The following is an 18,269-nucleotide window of genomic DNA, read 5'->3' as shown; positions in this document are numbered from 1 at the left end:
CGGCTCGCTCCGTCGTCTAATAGGAGTCGACCCCCTAGCGTGGGGGAGGCCGGGTGCACCCCAGCGTTCGGCGCCGACGAACCAGGAGCAAGTCCGTGGCACGCATCGGAGAAGGCGGAGACCTCCTCAAGTGCTCTTTCTGCGGAAAGAGCCAGAAGCAGGTCAAGAAGCTCATCGCCGGTCCCGGTGTGTACATCTGCGACGAGTGCATCGACCTCTGCAACGAGATCATCGAGGAGGAGCTCGCCGAGAGCAGCGAGCTGGGCCTCGACCACCTGCCGAAGCCGCGCGAGATCTTCGACTTCCTCGAGAACTACGTCATCGGCCAGGACGTCGCCAAGAAGTCGCTCGCCGTCGCCGTCTACAACCACTACAAGCGCATCCAGGCGGGCGAGGGCGTCAAGCGCGACGACGACCACATCGACATCGCGAAGTCCAACATCCTGCTCATCGGCCCCACGGGCTCGGGCAAGACCTACCTCGCCCAGACGCTCGCCAAGATGCTCAACGTGCCGTTCGCCATCGCCGACGCGACCGCCCTGACCGAGGCCGGCTACGTCGGCGAGGACGTCGAGAACATCCTCCTCAAGCTCATCCAGGCCGCCGACTACGACGTCAAGAAGGCCGAGACGGGCATCATCTACATCGACGAGGTCGACAAGATCGCCCGCAAGAGCGAGAACCCGTCGATCACCCGCGACGTCTCCGGCGAGGGCGTGCAGCAGGCCCTGCTCAAGATCCTCGAGGGCACGACCGCGTCGGTGCCGCCGCAGGGCGGGCGCAAGCACCCGCACCAGGAGTTCATCCAGATCGACACGACCAACGTCCTCTTCATCGTCGGCGGCGCCTTCGCCGGCCTCGAGAAGATCATCGAGTCGCGCTCGGGTCGCAAGGGCCTCGGCTTCGGCCAGCCGCTGCACAACCCCAAGGACCTCGGCGACAGCTTCCAGGACGTCATGCCCGAGGACCTGCTGAAGTTCGGCCTCATCCCCGAGTTCATCGGCCGTCTGCCCGTCCTGACGACCCTCGCACCGCTCGACCAGCAGGCCCTCGTCAACATCCTCACCGTGCCGCGCAACGCGCTCGTCAAGCAGTACCAGAAGATGTTCGAGATCGACGGCGTGGACCTCGAGTTCACCGACGACGCCATCGCGGCGGTGGCCGACCAGGCCCTGCTGCGCGGCACTGGTGCCCGAGGGCTGCGCGCCATCATGGAGGAGGTCCTCCTCCCGGTCATGTTCGACGTGCCGAGCGACGACGAGATCGCCCGCGTCGTCGTGACCCGTGAGGTCGTCCTCGACAACGTCAACCCGACGATCGTGCGCCGTGAGGCCGAGCCCCGTGCCAAGCGCCCCCGCAAGGAATCCGCCTGACGGCGGTCGCCCTGCGCACCAGCGCGTGATCGGAGGCTGACCCGTGGTGGAGCCCTTCCGGCTCGTCGCCGGCGACCAGGCGCCGATGCAGCAGACGAGCACCACGTGCGGCTCGGCGTCGCTCACGGTCGCCCGCATGCTCGCCGACCCGGCCTTCGCGCAGTGGATCCGGGACGGCATACGCAAGGACGCCCGTGACGGTGACGTCCCCGACTCCGGCACCGAGACCCAGCGGTTCGCCGCCTACGAGCAGGTGGTCGCGGCGCGGACCAACGGGCTCGTCGGCGCGGGCCGTCGACTGCAGCTCCCGTGGCCGCGAGCCCTGGGCACCCCGCCGTGGGGCGCCGTGAACGAGCTCGAGCTCGGGGCGGCGGACCCCACGTCGCACTACGCCGTGGCCTGGTTCCGCCACCGTGGCCGTGTCGGGCTCGGGCACACGTACGCCGACCTTCGCGACTGGGTGCGGCCCGGCCGGCCGGCGCTGCTCTACGTCGGCAACGCGTGGGCGCCACGGCACGTCGTGCTCGTCCTGCCGCCGACGGGGGACCAGCACCTCGACGTCTACGAGCCGTCCGCCGGCCGCGTCGTCGACCTGCCGCAGCACGGGTTCGTCGAGCGGCGGCTCGCGATCGCCGGCTGGAACGTGCCGTGGGCCGCGGTGTGGGCCACGCGGCCCCGCTGAGGGGTCGTCCCGGCCCGCGGGCCTCCCAACGCCTGAAACCGGCGAGAGGCCACTCCTTGCGACCCCGCGCACGTCGAGAGGCCACTGCTCGTGACGAACAGTGGCCTCTCGACTGCATCGAGACCACGAACTCTGGCCTCTCGACGGTGGGGGCTGGGGCGGGTCAGCCCATGTGGGCCGGGGCGGCTCCGTCGGTCGCGAGCTCCTGGTGCCGCACGTGCAGCGCGACGAGGGTCACGACGCCGCCGACGGCGATCATGATGGCCGCGACGAGGTAGGCCCGGCTGGCGCCGTAGGTGAAGGCCTCGTGCGCGATCATCTGCTGCGTGGCGGCCAGCTGCTCCTTGGTGGGGGCGGGGCCTCCCTGCGGCAGCTTCGCGGTCAGCTCGGCGACCCTGCTGTTGAGGTTGTTGACGAAGATCGTGCTCAGGGTCGCGAGGCCGAGGGTGCCACCGACCTGCTGCATCGTGTTGAGCACCGCGGAGGCGACCGAGGAGTCCTCGTGGGCGACCCCGTGCACGGCGGTCAGGGTGAGCGGCACGAAGATCAGGCCGAGCCCGAACGCGAGGACGACGATCCACGGCAGCAGGCCCGAGGCATACGTGCTCTGCGGCGTCAGGTGGGTGAAGCCCCACATGCCGAGCGTCGCGAAGCCGGCGCCTGCCCCGGAGATCCAGCGGGGGTCGACCTTGGAGATGAGGAAGGAGGCCACCTGGGCCGCGACGACGATGCCGACCGAGAACGGCAGGAAGGCGAGACCGGTCTTGAGCGGCGAGTAGCCGAGGATCGTCTGGATGTAGATGCCGAGGAAGTAGAACATCGCGAACATGCCGGCGCCGACGATGAGCATGACGAAGTACGACGTGCCGCGGGTGCGGTCACCCGGGATGCGCATCGGCAGCAGCGGGTGCGCGACCCGGGTCTCGATGACGACGAAGGCCACGAGGAGGGCCACGCCGATGGCGAGGTAGGTGACCGTCGTCGCGTCGCCCCACGAGGTGCTGGCGGCGTGCGTCAGGCCGTAGACGAGCGAGGACAGACCGGCGATCGAGGTGATCGCTCCGGGGACGTCGAGCGAGCCGCGGCCGTCCTCGGACTCGGTGAGGATCCGCTGCGCGAGGAACGCGACGACGATGCCGATCGGCAGGTTGATGAAGAAGTTCCAGCGCCAGTCGATCTCGGTCAGCGCACCGCCGAGGATGAGGCCGATGGCTGCACCCGCGCCGGACATGGCCGCGAAGACGCCCATGGCGCGGTTGCGCTCCTTGCCGGCCGGGAAGGTCGTCGTGATGAGCGCGAGGGCGTTGGGGGCGGCGAGCGCGCCGCCGAGCCCCTGCACCGCGCGAGCCGCGAGCATCATCGTCTCGTTCTGCGCGATGCCGGCGACGAGCGAGGCGATGGTGAAGAGCGCGATGCCCCAGACGAACATGCGCCGACGGCCGTAGAGGTCACCGAGGCGACCGCCGAGGAGCAGCACGCCACCGAAGGCCAGCGTGTAGATGGTGACGACCCACTGAAGGTTGGCCTGGCTGAAGCCGAGGTCGGTCTCGATGTGCGGGAGGGCGATGTTCACGATGGTGCCGTCGAGCACGATCATGAGCTGCGCGGCGCAGATGACGAAGAGCGCCAGGCCGAGCCGCTTGGGCGGGGTGTCGTGGGAGGTGAACTCGCCGGTGGGCTCGTCCACCTGCCGGGCCGTGGTCGAAGACATGGGTGTTCCTCTCGAGGACATGCAGGAAGGGTGGTGTGGACGCCTGGTCGGCTCCGGCTCAGCGGGTGCTGGGCGCGGGAGCGACGGTGGCGGCGCAGGCCGGGAGGACGACGGTGTCCACGAACTCGGCGATGCGGTCCGGCCCGGGTCGTCGACCCGAGAGCAGGGCCTCGTGGATCGACAGGGACGGCAGGATCATCAGTAGCGTGTCGAGGTCGGCGTCCGTGCCGACCTCCCCTCGCTCTCGGGCGTGCTCGAAGATGGTGCGGGTGGCCTCGATCTTCGGGGCCAGGAACCGCTCGTGGATGCCGCGGGCCAGCTCCGGCTCGCGGTGGATGACGGGGAGCAGGGCCCCCCACGTGCCGATGACGACCTCGTCGTCGAGGCCCCCGTCGGCGCAGGCCTGGGCGAGGAGGTCACCGCGCAGGCTCCCGGTGTCGGGATCCTGCTCGGCGGGACAGTCGATGAAGAGCCCGACGGCGTCGATGACGAGGTCCCGCTTGTGCGGCCAGCGCCGGTAGAGCGTCGCCTTGGACGCCCGTGCCGCCGTGGCGACGGCGTCGAAGGTGAGCCGGTCGTAGCCGGTCTCGCGCAGGACGTCGATCGCGGCCTCGAGGATCTCGACCTCGCGGTCACCGGCCACGCGCGGACGGCTCGCGTGGGCCGCGTCCGTCGTGCTCGTCGTGCTCGCGCTGGTCGTGCTCATGCTCACCCCGGTCCCACCCCGATGAAACGAAACTGTTTCGTTTCATCTCAAGAGTAGGTCGGCGCCGGCTGATTGGCAAACACGTTCTCAGCCACGATCGACGGGTGGGCTCGTCCGCACGAGGACCAGCCCGACGGCGACGCCCCCGAGCCCGACGACGTATGCCGTGGGCACGAGTCCCGGCGAACGCCCGGCCAGCAGGGCGGCCAGCACCGACACCGGGACCGCCGCGGCGAAGGCCGCAGCCGTGTGGCGCGCCCAGCGCCGGGCCGTCCGCGCCGTGTGGGAGCCGGCGGGCGGCGACGAGGCCGACAGGGCGGTCGCCGCGTGGCCCACGATGCACCCTGCCGCGGCCGGCAGGGACCACCACGAGAAGCTGCCCGCCGGGGTGAGGGTGAACCAGCCGAAGAGCAGGAGCGCCCAGTAGGCGAGGGGAGCCGCGGAGCCCGCCCACGACATCGTGAGCAGCGGCAGGAGCACGAGCGCCCACCAGACGGCGTCGAAACCCCCGGCGGCCAGCGACAGGCTCGCGAGGTAGACCGCGACGGCGCCCATCGCCGCCAGGGTCGCGCCGAGCTGGCTCAGCGACCACTCCTGACCGGAGCCGAACTGCACGGTGCGCCGCAGACGACCGGTCTCGGGCATCGTCACCGCCTCGCAATCCGGGGTGCGGCAGCGCGGCGGGCGATGTCGCGCAGCACCTGGTCGAGCGAACCGGGCCCGCGCCAGGGCACGACCGGCACGCCGCGCTGGCGCAGGGCGTGGACCTCGGAGTCGCGCGACAGCAGTCGCATGCGCCATGCCAGAGCGAGGTAGATGCTCGTCGGGTCGGCGACGAGGTGGTCGGGGAAGGTGTCGACGACGACCACGGTCATCCCCCGCATGGCGAGCGTGTGGGCCAGCGACACCATCGTCGGGTCGATGAGCGGGGACAGCACGAGGCAGAGGGCGTTGGGGTCGACACCCCGGATGGCGCGCTCGCCCGAGTCGCGGCGCTCCGTCGCCGGTGAGATCGCGGCGAGGGTGTCGAGCACACGGCGCAGGTGGTTGGTGCCGGACCCCACGCCGAGGACCGGGACCTCCGCGGCACCGACCGTGCGGAGGGTGAGTCGGTCGTTGCTGCGCAGGAAGTGCTCGCTGACGGCTCCGGCCGCACGCACCGTGACGTCGAGGCTGGTCGGTCGCCCGTCGATGCCCTCGCGAGGGCCGACGTCGCTCAGGCAGTCGACGAGCAGGACGACGTGGGCGTCCTCGTCGGTGAACGTCGACGTCACGTGCAGGGCACCGGTGCGCATCGACACGGGCCAGTGGATGCGGCGCAGCCGGTCGCCCGGGTGGAAGCGGCGGATCGTGTTGAACTCCGAGCCGGAACCGGGCCGGTTGGAGCGGTTGAGCCCGACGATGCCGCGCGGGTGCGGGGTCGGCGCGCTGGCGTCGAACGAGGCCGGGACCGGCAGCGTGGCGCACTCGAGGTCGGGCAGGTCGACGGGGCCGGCCCGGAAGGAGCCCCACGTGCTGACGAGCGCGATGCTGACGGTGCCCACGCGTCGGCGCCCCCACCGGGTGGACCGCACGCCGAGGGTCGCCGTGCCCTGCTCGAGCTCGACGATCCCGCTCGAGGGCTTGCGCTCCACCCAGGGGGCCTGGGCGAGCAGGGCGATGCCGTGCAGGTCGGGAAGGGGTGGGTCGATGCTGACCCGCACGCCCGTGACGGCGCCCTCGCGCATCGTCGTGTCGCCGAGGCGGGCCTCGCCCGTCACATCCACCCGGGGGCGGGCCAGGTGGCCCCACAGTGCCGCGACGACGAGGGGTGCGACGATGACGAGCAGGTCAGGGCGCCGGCCGACCACCGCGACGACGGCGCCACCGGCGGCGAGCATGATGGCCCGCTCGTGAGCAGCCGTCGACGCCCACCGACCCAGCCGACGGGTCACGGTGCGGTGCGGGCGCCACTCCGGCATGGTCGCTCAGGCGCTCGCGCTCGGGCCGGTCGCGAGGTGCTCGCGCGCCGACGGGGTGGCGACGGTCCTCAGCAGGCTCTCGACGATGCTGTGGCCCGAGGCGTTGCTCATCCAGAGCTCCGGCTTGACCGTGATGCGGTGGGCCAGCACGGGCACCGCGACCGCCTTGACGTCCTCGGGGGTCACGTAGTCGCGGCCGTCGACGACGGCATACGCCCGGGAGCAGAGGAGCAGACCGAGCGCCCCACGCGGGGAGGCCCCCATGAGCACGTCGGCGTGGGTGCGGCTCGCCGCGGCCAGCGCGACGCAGTAGCGCCCGACCGACTCGTCGACGACCGTGGCCTCGATCGCGGCCTGCATGGCGAGCAGCTGCTCGGCGTCGACGACCGGCTGCAGCTCCTGCTCCTCGCGTCGGCGGGCCATCCGGTTGGTGAGGATCTCCCACTCCTGCTCGGGGGTCGGGTAGCCGAACGAGATGCGCATGAGGAACCGGTCGAGCTGGGCCTCGGGCAGCGGGTAGGTGCCCTCGTACTCGACGGGGTTGGCGGTCGCGAGCACGTGGAAGGGACGGGGCAGCTGGAAGGTGCGGCCCTCGACGGTCACCTGCTTCTCCTGCATCGCCTCGAGCAGTGCGGCCTGGGTCTTGGGCGGGGTGCGGTTGATCTCGTCGGCGAGGAGCAGTCCGGCGAAGAGCGGGCCCGCCCTGAACTCGAACTCGCTCGTGCGCTGGTCGTAGACGAACGACCCCGTGATGTCGCCGGGCAGCAGGTCCGGCGTGAACTGGGCCCGCCGGAAGTCGAGTCCGAGGGTCTGGGCGAAGCTGCGGGCCGCCAGCGTCTTGCCGAGCCCGGGGAAGTCCTCGAGGAGCACGTGCCCGCCGGCCAGGATGCCGGACAGCACGAGCCGCAGGGACTCGCGCTTGCCGACGACGGCGCGGTCGACCTCGTCGAGGACGGCACTGCTCAGCTCACTGACCCGGGCGAGGTTCATCTCGGTCATGCGTTACCACTGCTCGATTCGTCGGAGGATGGGGTCGAGGACCTGCGGGCGGTAGAGGTCGGGCGGCGGCAGGCCGACGAGCAGGTCCCACAGCTCGGGCGGCGTGACTCCCTCGGCCCAGCGGGGCTCCTCCTCGACCACGATCCCGTGCCTGGCGTAGAGGCGCTCCCGGATGAGCACCTGCAGCTGCCGGTGCAGGTCCTGGACGACGCTCTCGCGGCCCTCGCGACGCAGGTCGGCCGCTTCGAGTCGCCCGGCGAGGTTCGCGACGCGGAAGTCGTTGCCGCGCGAGTGGCTGCCGAGATCGCCGTCGACGAGGGGCCAGAGCGTCGGGTGCTGCGGATCCGTGTGGTCGAGGAGGTGCCAGACCAGCAGGGCCACGGCGACGAGGATCGCGAGGAGCACCGGCACGTCCGGCTCGAGCCCGAGCGCCGCGGTGAGTGCCGCGAGCGCCACCCACGTCAGCAGGAGCCCGACGAGGCGTCGTCGCCAGGGACGCAGGGCGGCCGCCGCCGCGCGCAGCGGGGAGGGCTCGCGGCGCTCCGCGCCCCGGGGAAGCCACGCCGCCGCGTCGAGGGCCCGCGCCTCGCGCCGGGTCCGCGGAGGTGTGCCGTCCGGCCGGCTCATGGCCGCCGTCCGCCGCCGGCCGTCGACGGGCCGGCCCCGCCCGGCTGTGCGTTCGCCTGCGCCAGGGCTCGTTCGGCGGCCTGGCGGGACGCCACGTGCTCGAGGTCGGCGATGAGGACCCGGAGGTCGGCGATGGCCCGGTCGCGATGGCTCTCGCCGAGGGGGTGCACGGAGAAGCGGGCCTCCCTGTACAAGGCCCCGAGGTCGCCGAGCCGGGCCGAGTCGACGGGCCAGACCCCGATGACCCGTTCGGTGTACTCGCTGGAGGTCTCGGCCGGCAGGCGGGGCAGCCCCGTGGCGGCGGCCGAGGTCTCCAGGCCCAGCCAGGCCGCCACGATGGCGTTGCGCGGCTCGCCGGTCTCGAGCTCCAGGAGCCGCTGGCGGGCCTCCTCGAGCAGCTCGGTGGGCACCGCCGGGATGGCGAAGCCCGGCTCGGCGTGCAGCTCTAGGTGGGGCCGGCGTCGCAGGAGGGAGCGGATGACGAGGGCCAGGACGACGAGGACGAGGGCGACCGTCAGGACGATGAGCACCTGCACGATGGCGATGAGCACCGGTGACGGGTCGTACGGAGTGGCGTCGGTGCTGGCCGGCGGTGCGGGGGTCGCCGACGGCGGTGGGGTCGACGCCACGCTGGCCCGGCGGCTGACGGTCTCGGTGTCGGCAGGCCGCGAGAGGAGGGGCAGCGGTGCGCCCATCGCGGCCACGACCAGGGCGACCATGACGACGGCGCCACCGGCGATGGTGATCCCCACCCCCCGCCTCGACATGCGAGAGACCCTATGCCAGCAGGGTGCCGGTCGGGACGCCTGGGCTCTGATCGTTGCCGTCCCGAGAGGTTCCGACGGCAACGGCCGACGTCACCGCGGAGGGTCTCCGGTCCTGACCGGCTCCGGATCCCCCCCGGGATCCCCTCCGAACCGTCTCCGGAGGGGCCGCGGATCAGGCCTGGGTGGGCGGCTTCTCGACGGGGACGAGCTCGGCGTCACGGACGGCCACGGCCTCGCCCTCGGCATACGTCATCTCGCTGATGCGTCCGCTGGCGCGCAGGTCGGCCTCGGCCGCCTGCACGTGCGCGACGGACGCGGCGGGGGCGACGAGCGTCATGGTGCGCACCTCGGCGCGCATGCCGACCTTGGCCTCGGACTTGACCTTGCGCACGCCGGCGAGGGCCGCCCCGACCGACGCGAGGAGCGCCGGGTCGCCACCGGCGGGCAGCTCGTCGCGCGTGGGCCAGGACTGGCGGTGCAGCGAGCCCTGCCCGAACCACGACCAGACCTCCTCGGTGGCATACGGGATGAACGGCGCCAGCAGGCGCAGCAGCGTCTCGAGGGCGAGGCGCAGCGCGGCGCGCGCGCTCGCCGCGGCCTCGTCGCCCTGCCCGCCGTAGGCGCGGTCCTTGACGAGCTCGAGGTAGTCGTCGCAGAACGTCCAGAAGAACGTCTCGGTGGCCTCGAGCGACCGGGTGTAGTCCCAGCTCTCGAAGCCCTGCGTCGCCTTGTCGACGACATCGGCCAGGGCCGAGAGCATCGACAGGTCGAGCGGGTGCGTGACCGCGGCCCGCAGGTCGCCCTCGACGTCACCGAAGCCGAGCGCGAACTTGCTCGCGTTGAGCACCTTGATCGCGAGGCGCCGACCGACCTTCATCTGGCCGGTGTCGTAGGCGGCGTCGGTGCCGAGGCGGCCCGAGGCGGCCCAGTAGCGCACGGCGTCGGCGCCGTTGGACTTCACGACGTCCTCGGGCGTCTCGGCGTTGCCCTTGGACTTGCTCATCTTCTTGCGGTCCGGGTCGAGGATCCACCCGCTGATCGCCGCGTGGCGCCAGGGGGCCACACCGTGCTCGAGGTAGGAGCGGGTCACCGTGGCGAAGAGCCACGTGCGGATGATGTCGTGCGCCTGCGGCCGCATGTCGTAGGGGAAGAGGGAGGCGAAGAGCGCCTCGTCGGAGCCGAGCCGGTCGGCCTCGCCGGCGCCCTCGCGCACCGGCCAGCCGGCGGCGATCTGCGGGGTCAGCGACGACGTCGCCCACGTGTCCATGATGTCGGGGTCGGCCACGAAACCGCCGGGCACGCCGCGCTGGCTCTCGTCGTAGCCCTCCGGCACGTCGATCTGCGGGTCGACGGGAAGAGCGGACTCGGGCGCGACGATCGGGTGGGCGTGGTCGGTCTCGCCGTCGGCCGTGACGGGGTACCAGACGGGGAAGGGGACGCCGAAGAAGCGTTGGCGCGAGATGAGCCAGTCGCCGTTGAGGCCCTCGACCCAGTTCTTGTAGCGCGAGCGCATGAAGGCCGGGTGGAAGTCGACCTCGTCACCCTTGCCGACGAGCTTGCCGCGCAGCGCCTCGTCCCGGCCGCCGTTGCGGATGTACCACTGGCGCGAGGTGACGATCTCGAGCGGCTTGTCGCCCTTCTCGTAGAAGTTGGCCTTGCGCTGGGTCTTGACCGGCTCGCCGTCGAGGTCGCCGGACTCGCGCAGGGCGGCCACGACGGCCTCGCGCGCGCTGAACGTCGTCTTGGTCGCGAGCTGCTCGGCGTAGAGGGCCTCGCCGGGACCGCCGGCGACCCACTCGGGGGTCTCGGCCTGGAGGCGGCCGTTGCGCGTGATGAGCGAGCGGATGGGCAGCTGCAGCTCGCGCCACCAGATGACGTCGGTGAGGTCACCGAAGGTGCAGCACATGGCGATGCCGGCGCCCTTGTCCATCTCGGCCGCGTGGTGCGCGAGCACCGGCACCTCGACGCCGAACAGGGGCGAGGTCACGGTCGTGCCGAAGAGCGGCTGGTAGCGCTCGTCGTCGGGGTGGGCGATGAGCGCGACGACCGACGGGATGAGCTCGGGCCGGGTCGTCTCGATGTGCACCGGGGTGCCGTCGGGGCGGTGGAAGGCGACGCGGTGGTAGGCGCCGGGGTAGTCGCGGGCTTCCAGCTCGGCCTGGGCGACGGCGGTCTGGAACGTCACGTCCCAGAGGCCCGGCGCCTCGCTCTGGTAGGCCTCGCCGCGGGCGAGGTTGCGCAGGAACGCCTGCTGGGCGACGGCGCGCGAACGCTCGTCGATGGTCCGGTAGGAGATGTCCCAGTCGAGGCTGAAGCCGAGGCGGCGGAAGAGCGACTCGAAGGTCACCTCGTCCTTGACCGTCAGCACGTCGCACAGCTCGATGAAGTTCTTGCGGCTGATCGGACGCTGGTCGGCGGGCTTGATGGCCTTGCCCTTGGCGTCGACGCCCTCCTCGGACGGCGGCGTGAAGTCCGGCTCGTAGGGCAGGCTCGCGTCGCCGCGCACGCCGTAGTAGTTCTGCACGCGGCGCTCGGTCGGCAGGCCGTTGTCGTCCCAGCCGATGGGGTAGAAGACCTCGAGGCCCTGCATCCGCTTGTAGCGCGCCATGCAGTCGGTGTGGGTGTAGCTGAAGACGTGGCCCACGTGCAGGCTTCCGCTCGCCGTCGGCGGCGGGGTGTCGATGGCGAAGACCTGGTCACGGGGGAGGGAGAGCGCCTTCTCCCGGTCGAAGGAGTAGGTGCCCTCCTGCGCCCATACCTGCATCCACTTCTCCTCGAGCCCGTCGAGCGAGGGCCGCTCGGGGATCCGCGAGGTCGAGGTGGCAGGCGTGTCAGTCATGCGCCCAATCCTTCCATGCGCGCCGGGGTGCCCTCGACCGCCTTTGTCGAGCCGGCCATCCCGCAGCCGGATCCCGCGGTCGTATGCCGTCGGGCCGCCCCCGCGCGCCGCTCAGAAGTCGCAGCCGGCCAGGTCGCACCCGGGCAGGTCGCAGCCGGGCAGGTCGCAGCCGTCGCCGCACCCCGTGAGCCCGTCGAAGGAGAACAGCGAGTCGGCGGCGTCGGTGAAGCCGTCGACCCCGTCGAGCAGGTCGCCCGGGTCGCTCATCCAGGTCGCCGCGTCGGCGACGTCCCCGAGCGCGTCACCGAGGGCGAGGTCGTCGCCGTCCGGGCCGGAACCGCCGAAGTCGTACCAGTCGAGCCCGTCGACGTAGTCGGTCCAGTGGCTCTCCTGCGCGAGGTCGCGCAGCAGTCCCGCGAAGTGGCCCGTCAGGCCGAACGCCACGGCATACGGCAGGTAGCTGCTGAGCAGGGCCCGCTTCTCCTCGAACCGCAGCCGGTCCGCCTCGGCGGTCGCGAGGTACTCGCGGAAGCCGAGGGCCTGGATGCGCAGGGCGGTGCCCTCGGCGGTGCGCGGCGTACGGGCGCCGCCCCAGCGGGCGAGCACGGCGAGGGCGGCCACGAGCCCGACGAGCACCGGGGTGAGCGACCAGTCGTGGGCATCGACGAGCCCGGCCACGACGAGGACGGCCGCCGCGAGGCTCGACGGGACGAGGACCGCGAGCCCGGCGGCCCGGGTGCGCCCGTTGCGGGCGCGAGGGTGTCGGGCGTACCAGCCGCGGTCGACGACCTCGCGGTAGAGCCCGATCTGCGCCTCGCGCATCGTCAGCCCGAACGAGCCCTTGAGCGCGGACAGCCGGACGACGTCGCGTGCCTCGAAGATCCGGTCGAGCAGCAGCTGCTCGAAGGCCGTCGTCGTCTCTGCAGGGGCGGGCCCCACGCGGTGCAGCTCCCAGTCGCGCGGGCGCTCGTCCCGCTCCGTCCGCACGTCGACGATGCGGAACCAGCCGCGAACGGCGAGGTCGAGCAGCGTCGCGCTGACGTCGTGCGGGTCGGCCACGCCGTCGACGACGGTGCCGACGACGCCCGGCCGGACGTCAGGCGGGGGAGCGAAGACCGGCGCCACGGTGCCCGACCACTCGCCGCCGCGCACGCGGTGGCGCGATCCTGCGGTCCCGTCCGGCGGAAGGAGTCCGGGGGTCACGCCGCCGAACATCTCGTCGCGTCCGCGCCACCACTTGACGAGCACGACGACCCCGGCGAGGAGCAGCGGCACGAGTCCGAGGGCCGAGGCCCCGACGAGGGTGTCACGGTCGACGAGCGCCGGCGTCGCGGCATACGCCATCCCCGGGAGGCCGGCCATCGGCGTGGCGTGCATCACTGCGGCACTCGTGCCCACGGTCGTTCCCCCGTTCGTCGCACGCCTCGATACCGGCATCGGCGTGCCGAAGCGTAGCGGCGCAGGGCAGAGTGTCCTCCATGGAGCCCGTCTACTCGTCCGTCATCGGTTTCGCCCGTGGGGTGTTCGCGATGCAGGGACTGAAGTTCACCATCCTCGGCGACGACAACGTGCCACGCAGCGGGGGAGCGGTGATGACCGTCAACCACACGGGCTACTTCGACTTCGCGTATGCCGGGCTCGCCGCCCACCCCTCGGGCCGCCTCGTGCGCTTCATGGCCAAGGACGGCGTCTTCTCCCACCCGGTCAGCGGGCCGCTCATGCGCGGCATGCACCACATCCCCGTCGACCGCACCGCCGGCGCCGCGTCGTATGCCGCGGCCGTGTCGGCGCTCCGGGCGGGCGAGATCGTCGGCGTCTTCCCCGAGGCCACCATCTCCCGCTCCTTCGAGCTCAAGGAGTTCAAGACGGGGGCCGCGCGGATGGCCATCGAGGCCGGGGTGCCGATCCTGCCCACCGTCATCTGGGGCTCGCAGCGGGTCTGGACCAAGGGACACCCCAAGCGGCTCGGCCGCACCAACGTGCCGATCCTCATCAACGTCGGGGAGCCGATCCCGGTGGCCCCCGACGCCGACCCCGACGCCGTCACCGAGCAGTACAAGACCGTCATGGCCGACCTGCTCGCCGTCGCCCGCGCGGCGTACGAGCCGCTCACCGGACCGGACCTCAAGTACCTCCCTGCGAGCATGGGCGGCACGGCGCCCACCCTCGCCGAGGCGACCCGGCTCGACGAGGCGGACACGGCGGAGCGCCAGCGCCGGGCCGACGAGCAGCGCGGCTTCTCCTCCGAGTGACGCGGACCGACGCGTTCGAGGGGCCCGGCCGGCGCCGGTAGCCTTCCGGCATGGCTCGTCAGGCACGTCAGCGCGTCCCCGAGGGTCCGGCTCCGGACCCCGCGGTCCAGAAGCTCCGGATCCGCTACACGAAGCGAGGCCGGCTGAGGTTCACCTCGAGCCGGGACTTCCAGCGCGCCCTCGAGCGGGCGCTGCGGCGGGCCGACGTCCCGATGGCGTTCTCCGCCGGCTTCCACCCGCACCAGAAGATCAGCTACGCCAACGCGGCGGCCACCGGCACCGGCAGTGAGGCGGAGTACTTCGAGATCTCGGTGACCCAGCGCGTCGAGCCCGAGTCGGTCCGGGTCGCGCTCGACGAGGCCCTGCCCGAGGGGATCGACATCCTCCAGGTGGTCGAGGCCGCGCCCGGCGCGCTCGCCGACCGCCTGGAGGCCAGCGACTGGCTGCTCGAGTTCGCGGGCGTGCCCCTCGAGGTCCTCCGGGCGGCCGTGACCACCCTGCTCGAGCGCGACACCGCCGAGGTGACGCGCCTGACGAAGTCGGGTCCGCGCACCTTCGACGTGCGTGGCTCGATCGTCTCGGCACGGGTGCTTGCGCCGCGCGACGCGCTCGACGACACGGTCACGACTCACGAAGTCGGGGCCGACTGTGCGATACTGCGCATGGTCGTACGGCACACCACACCGGCTGTACGCCCCGACGACATTCTGACCGCGCTGCGTGAGATCGCCGACCTGCAGCCTCCGCGCCCACCCCTGGTGACGCGTCTGGCGCAGGGACCGCTCGACACCGCAAACGTGCGGGTGACCGACCCGCTGGAATGACCTGCCAGGTCATGACGGCGAACCGGTTGCCGACCAGGACGTCGACGGCATTCGATCACGGGGCCGCGCCCAGCGCGAACCGTTTTCGGGTGTAGCGAGACGACTTCCGTCCCGTCGCACACGCGGCGCGACGACTGCAACCGCACTCGTGCGGTGTCGGCGGCTCCGGCCGGGTGTGGGTCACACCGCACCTGACGGGAGACTGCCTGATGGCACCCAACGACACCCCCTCCGGCGACGCGACCCTGTTCCCCGCCGAGCACGAGCAGAGCGCCCCCGCCGCCGACGCCCCGGCGCCGCGTCGACGCGCCCCGCGACGCAGCACGAAGAAGGCCACGACCATCGAGCCGTCCGCCGAGTCGGCTCCTGCCCCGGCCGTCGAGCAGGTGCCGGCCGCCCCGGTCGCTGACGCCGCCGCCGCTCCCGAGGCCGCCGAGCCCGCCGTGGCCCCTGAGGCGACCGGCGCCGACGAGGGCGCCGAGACCGCCGAGACCAAGCGTCCGGCTCGCAAGCGCGCCACCCGCAAGAAGGCCGACACCGGCGAGGCCCCCGCCGCTCCGAGGGCCGCCAAGCGCGCCTCGCGCAGCAGCAAGGCCGACCGGGCGAGCGCCGCGGTCGAGGAGCTCGTCGCCGGCACGCAGGCCGAGGTGCCGGACGTTGTGGGTGCCGAGCCCACGGGCACGGCCGACTCGACGGGGTCGACGTCGGTCGGTGTGGCCCCGGAGGGCGAGGAGTCCGACGAGGCCGTCGACCTCACCGCCATCATCGACGTCGACGCGTTCGACGAGACGGAGCGCACCGACGACCTGCCCGTGCTGGGCGGAGACACGGACTCACGTCCGTCGGCCGTGGTCCCCAGCTTCAGCGTGCTCTTCCAGGCGCCCGACGCGAGCCAGGCGACGCCGACGCGTCGCCGCCGGGGAGCGGCAGCACCCGAGCCGGTCGAGCAGGCGGACGAGCCGGTCGACGAGCCCGTCGACGACGTCGAGGAGAACGAGCCCGAGGCCCCTGCCGGTGGTCGCGGCGACGACCAGGCCGACGAGGACAACGGCCCCCGCCGCTCGCGCCGCCGTCGCGGTGGCAAGGGCCGGCGCGGTCGCGCCGCCGACGACGACGAGGCCCAGGACCAGGAGTCCGAAGCCGGCGACACCCGCACCGCGTCGGTCGACAGGGACGGCGACACCGAGTCCGACGCCGACAGCGACTCGGAGGGCGAGGCGGACGACGAGGGCGTGTCGAGCCGTCGCCGTCGCCGTCGCCGTCGCGCCGGCTCCGCGCCGGACGCCGGTGACGACACCCCCAACGTCTCGACCCGGGTGCGCCAGCCGCGCAGCCAGAGCGACGAGCCGGTGGCCGTCAAGGGGTCCACGCGCCTCGAGGCCAAGAAGCAGCGCCGCCGCGAGGGTCGCGAGGCCGGCCGTCGCCGCACCATCATCACCGAGGCCGAGTTCCTCGCCCGCCGCGAGGCCGTCGACCGCGTCATGGTCGTGCGCAACAAGGACGGCCGCACCCAGATGGGTGTCCTCGAGGACGGTGTCCTCGTCGAGCACTACATCGACCAGGCCACCAACGTCTCCATGGCCGGCAACATCTACCTCGGCCGGGTCCAGAACGTCCTCCCGTCGATGGAGGCCGCCTTCGTCGACATCGGCAAGGGCCGCAACGCCGTGCTCTACGCCGGCGAGGTCAACTGGGACGCCGCCGGTCTCGAGGCCAACCAGCCCAAGCGCATCGAGAACGCCCTGGGGTCCGGCCAGACCGTCCTCGTGCAGGTGACGAAGGACCCGATCGGCCACAAGGGCGCACGCCTCACGTCGCAGATCTCGCTGCCCGGCCGTTACCTCGTCTACGTGCCGAACAGCTCGATGACCGGTATCAGCCGCAAGCTGCCCGACACCGAGCGCGCCCGCCTCAAGAAGATCCTGCGCGACGTCGTGCCGGACTCCGCCGGCGTCATCGTGCGCACCGCGGCCGAGGGGGCCAGCGAGGAGGAGCTGCGCGCCGACGTCGAGCGCCTGACGCGCACGTGGGAGGAGATCCAGGCCAAGGCCGAGGCCGCCTCCACCCCGCGCGCGGGCAAGAGCAAGGGCAAGAAGAAGAACGGCGCAGCCGGATCCGTCACCGGCGGCCAGGCCCCGATGCTGCTGCACGGCGAGCCGGACCTCACCGTGCGCGTCATCCGCGACGTCTTCAACGAGGACTTCAAGCAGCTCGTCGTCGCCGGTGACCAGGCGTGGAACGAGATCCACCCCTACATCAGCTCCGTCGCGCCCGACCTCGCCGACCGCGTCAGCAAGTGGACGGCCGAGGAGGACCTCTTCACGCACCACCGCGTCGACGAGCAGCTCTCCAAGGCGATGGACCGCAAGGTCTGGCTGCCGAGCGGCGGCTCCCTCGTCATCGACCGCACCGAGGCGATGACCGTCGTCGACGTCAACACCGGCAAGTTCGTCGGCTCCGGGGGCAACCTCGAGGAGACGGTGACGAAGAACAACATCGAGGCGGCTGAGGAGATCGTGCGCCAGCTGCGGCTACGCGACATCGGCGGCATCATCGTCATCGACTTCATCGACATGGTGCTCGAGAGCAACCGCGAGCTCGTCGTGCGTCGTCTGCTCGAGTGCCTCGGACGCGACCGGACCAAGCACCAGGTCGCCGAGGTCACCTCGCTCGGCCTCGTGCAGATGACCCGCAAGCGCGTCGGCTCGGGCCTCATCGAGGTCTTCTCCGAGACGTGCGACCACTGCAACGGACGCGGCTTCATCATCCACACCGACCCCGTCGACAAGGGCGCCCACCCGCAGGACCAGGGCCAGTCCGACAACGGCGGCACGAACGGTGGCCGCCGACGTGGCCGCGGTCAGGGCTCGACCCAGGGTGGCAACCAGCAGGGCGGCAACGGCGGCTCGGGCCAGCAGTCCGGTCAGCACTCCGGCCAGGGCCAGCAGTCGGGGCAGCAGTCGGGCCAGCAGGGCGGGCAGGCCGAGTCACGCAGCGGTGGCCCCACCGCGGCGCAGATCGCCGCGGCCGCCCACGCGGCCGCGCTCAAGAGCGCCTCGGGACAGCCCGCCGGCGAGGCGGCCGCCGAGGCCATCGCCGAGATGGGTGCCGGGAGCGGTTCCGGTCACGGCTTCCCCGAGGACGACGGTCCCTGGTCCGGTGACGACGCGGTCGACCCCGCCGACGAGCAGGCCACCCAGGGTGGCACGCACGTCGAGCTGGAGTCCGACGTCAGCGTGCCGGCCGACGTGGCCGACGTGGCCGACGTGGCCGCCGCGGACGAACCGGCCGCACCGCAGCCGGACGCGACAGTCGACTCGTCCAGCACCCCCACCGCCCACGTCGAGCCGCAGACCGCGCCCGAGGCCGATCCCCGGTCCCCGGCGCAGCCGGCGGCGCGTGGTCGACGTCGCCGCGGGCGGGTCGTCGCCCCGGCGGGTCCGCCGCGGGGAGCGGGCGCGGGCGACAGCGAGAGCTGAGCTCGGTTTGGAGCTGGGCCTTCCCAGCCGGTAATCTTTGTCCTTGGTG

General features: G+C 72.3%; 14 protein-coding genes. 5 read left to right on the top strand and 9 right to left on the bottom strand.

Annotated elements, in window-relative coordinates; translation table 11 throughout:
- Positions 1-95: 95 nt before the first annotated feature.
- Together clpX and TAE01_RS04785 are read left to right on the top strand one after the other, a co-directional pair.
- Entirely contained in the window at positions 96-1,373 is a 1,278-nt protein-coding gene (gene clpX / locus TAE01_RS04790; protein WP_030200347.1) for an ATP-dependent Clp protease ATP-binding subunit ClpX, read from the top strand.
- A 43-nt stretch (positions 1,374-1,416) separates the two neighbouring features.
- Positions 1,417-2,055, top strand: a complete 639-nt coding sequence (locus TAE01_RS04785) for a hypothetical protein (RefSeq protein ID WP_147063946.1) — start codon at positions 1,417-1,419, stop codon at positions 2,053-2,055.
- Positions 2,056-2,218: 163 nt separating this feature from the next.
- Here the strand turns inward: TAE01_RS04785 and TAE01_RS04780 are convergent, their stop codons facing one another.
- The 9 genes from TAE01_RS04780 to TAE01_RS04740 all read right to left on the bottom strand — a co-directional run bounded on the left by TAE01_RS04780 (position 2,219) and on the right by TAE01_RS04740 (position 13,042).
- Complete coding sequence (locus TAE01_RS04780; protein ID WP_147063944.1) at positions 2,219-3,766, bottom strand: MFS transporter; 1,548 nt, start codon at positions 3,764-3,766, stop codon at positions 2,219-2,221.
- A gap of 58 nt (positions 3,767-3,824) precedes the next feature.
- Positions 3,825-4,472, bottom strand: coding sequence for a TetR/AcrR family transcriptional regulator (locus tag TAE01_RS04775; RefSeq protein WP_246111138.1), 648 nt, complete (start codon positions 4,470-4,472; stop codon positions 3,825-3,827).
- An 87-nt stretch (positions 4,473-4,559) separates the two neighbouring features.
- Complete coding sequence (locus tag TAE01_RS04770; RefSeq protein WP_147063940.1) at positions 4,560-5,117, bottom strand: hypothetical protein; 558 nt, start codon at positions 5,115-5,117, stop codon at positions 4,560-4,562.
- Between the two features lie 2 nt (positions 5,118-5,119).
- Positions 5,120-6,433 (bottom strand): DUF58 domain-containing protein, encoded by a 1,314-nt coding sequence (locus TAE01_RS04765; protein ID WP_147063938.1) that lies wholly within the window; start codon positions 6,431-6,433, stop codon positions 5,120-5,122.
- A 6-nt stretch (positions 6,434-6,439) separates the two neighbouring features.
- On the bottom strand, positions 6,440-7,432 hold the full coding sequence (locus TAE01_RS04760; RefSeq protein ID WP_147063936.1) for an AAA family ATPase: 993 nt from the start codon (positions 7,430-7,432) through the stop codon (positions 6,440-6,442).
- A 3-nt stretch (positions 7,433-7,435) separates the two neighbouring features.
- Positions 7,436-8,059 carry a hypothetical protein gene (locus TAE01_RS04755; RefSeq protein WP_147063934.1) on the bottom strand — a complete coding sequence of 208 codons (624 nt, stop codon included), beginning with the start codon at positions 8,057-8,059 and terminating at the stop codon, positions 7,436-7,438.
- Positions 8,056-8,826: a DUF4129 domain-containing protein gene (locus TAE01_RS04750; protein ID WP_147063932.1), complete on the bottom strand. Its 771-nt coding sequence runs from the start codon at positions 8,824-8,826 to the stop codon at positions 8,056-8,058. The genes TAE01_RS04755 and TAE01_RS04750 overlap by 4 nt, the downstream gene beginning before the upstream one ends.
- A gap of 172 nt (positions 8,827-8,998) precedes the next feature.
- Positions 8,999-11,665 carry a valine--tRNA ligase gene (gene valS / locus TAE01_RS04745; RefSeq protein WP_147063931.1) on the bottom strand — a complete coding sequence of 889 codons (2,667 nt, stop codon included), beginning with the start codon at positions 11,663-11,665 and terminating at the stop codon, positions 8,999-9,001.
- A gap of 111 nt (positions 11,666-11,776) precedes the next feature.
- Complete coding sequence (locus tag TAE01_RS04740; RefSeq protein ID WP_246111149.1) at positions 11,777-13,042, bottom strand: DUF2207 domain-containing protein; 1,266 nt, start codon at positions 13,040-13,042, stop codon at positions 11,777-11,779.
- Between the two features lie 101 nt (positions 13,043-13,143).
- Between TAE01_RS04740 and TAE01_RS04735 the strand changes: the two genes are divergently transcribed.
- The 3 genes from TAE01_RS04735 to TAE01_RS04725 all read left to right on the top strand — a co-directional run bounded on the left by TAE01_RS04735 (position 13,144) and on the right by TAE01_RS04725 (position 18,220).
- Complete coding sequence (locus TAE01_RS04735; protein WP_147063926.1) at positions 13,144-13,917, top strand: lysophospholipid acyltransferase family protein; 774 nt, start codon at positions 13,144-13,146, stop codon at positions 13,915-13,917.
- Positions 13,918-13,967: 50 nt separating this feature from the next.
- The gene (locus tag TAE01_RS04730) at positions 13,968-14,741 is read left to right on the top strand and encodes a TIGR03936 family radical SAM-associated protein (protein WP_147063924.1); all 774 of its coding nucleotides are present in this window, start codon (positions 13,968-13,970) and stop codon (positions 14,739-14,741) included.
- Between the two features lie 209 nt (positions 14,742-14,950).
- On the top strand, positions 14,951-18,220 hold the full coding sequence (locus TAE01_RS04725; protein ID WP_147063922.1) for an Rne/Rng family ribonuclease: 3,270 nt from the start codon (positions 14,951-14,953) through the stop codon (positions 18,218-18,220).
- Positions 18,221-18,269 lie beyond the last annotated feature (49 nt).

It is taken from the genome of Terrabacter aerolatus (assembly GCF_007991735.1).
Lineage (GTDB): Bacteria > Actinomycetota > Actinomycetes > Actinomycetales > Dermatophilaceae > Terrabacter > Terrabacter aerolatus.
This window is presented reverse-complemented; position numbering and strand designations above follow the sequence as displayed.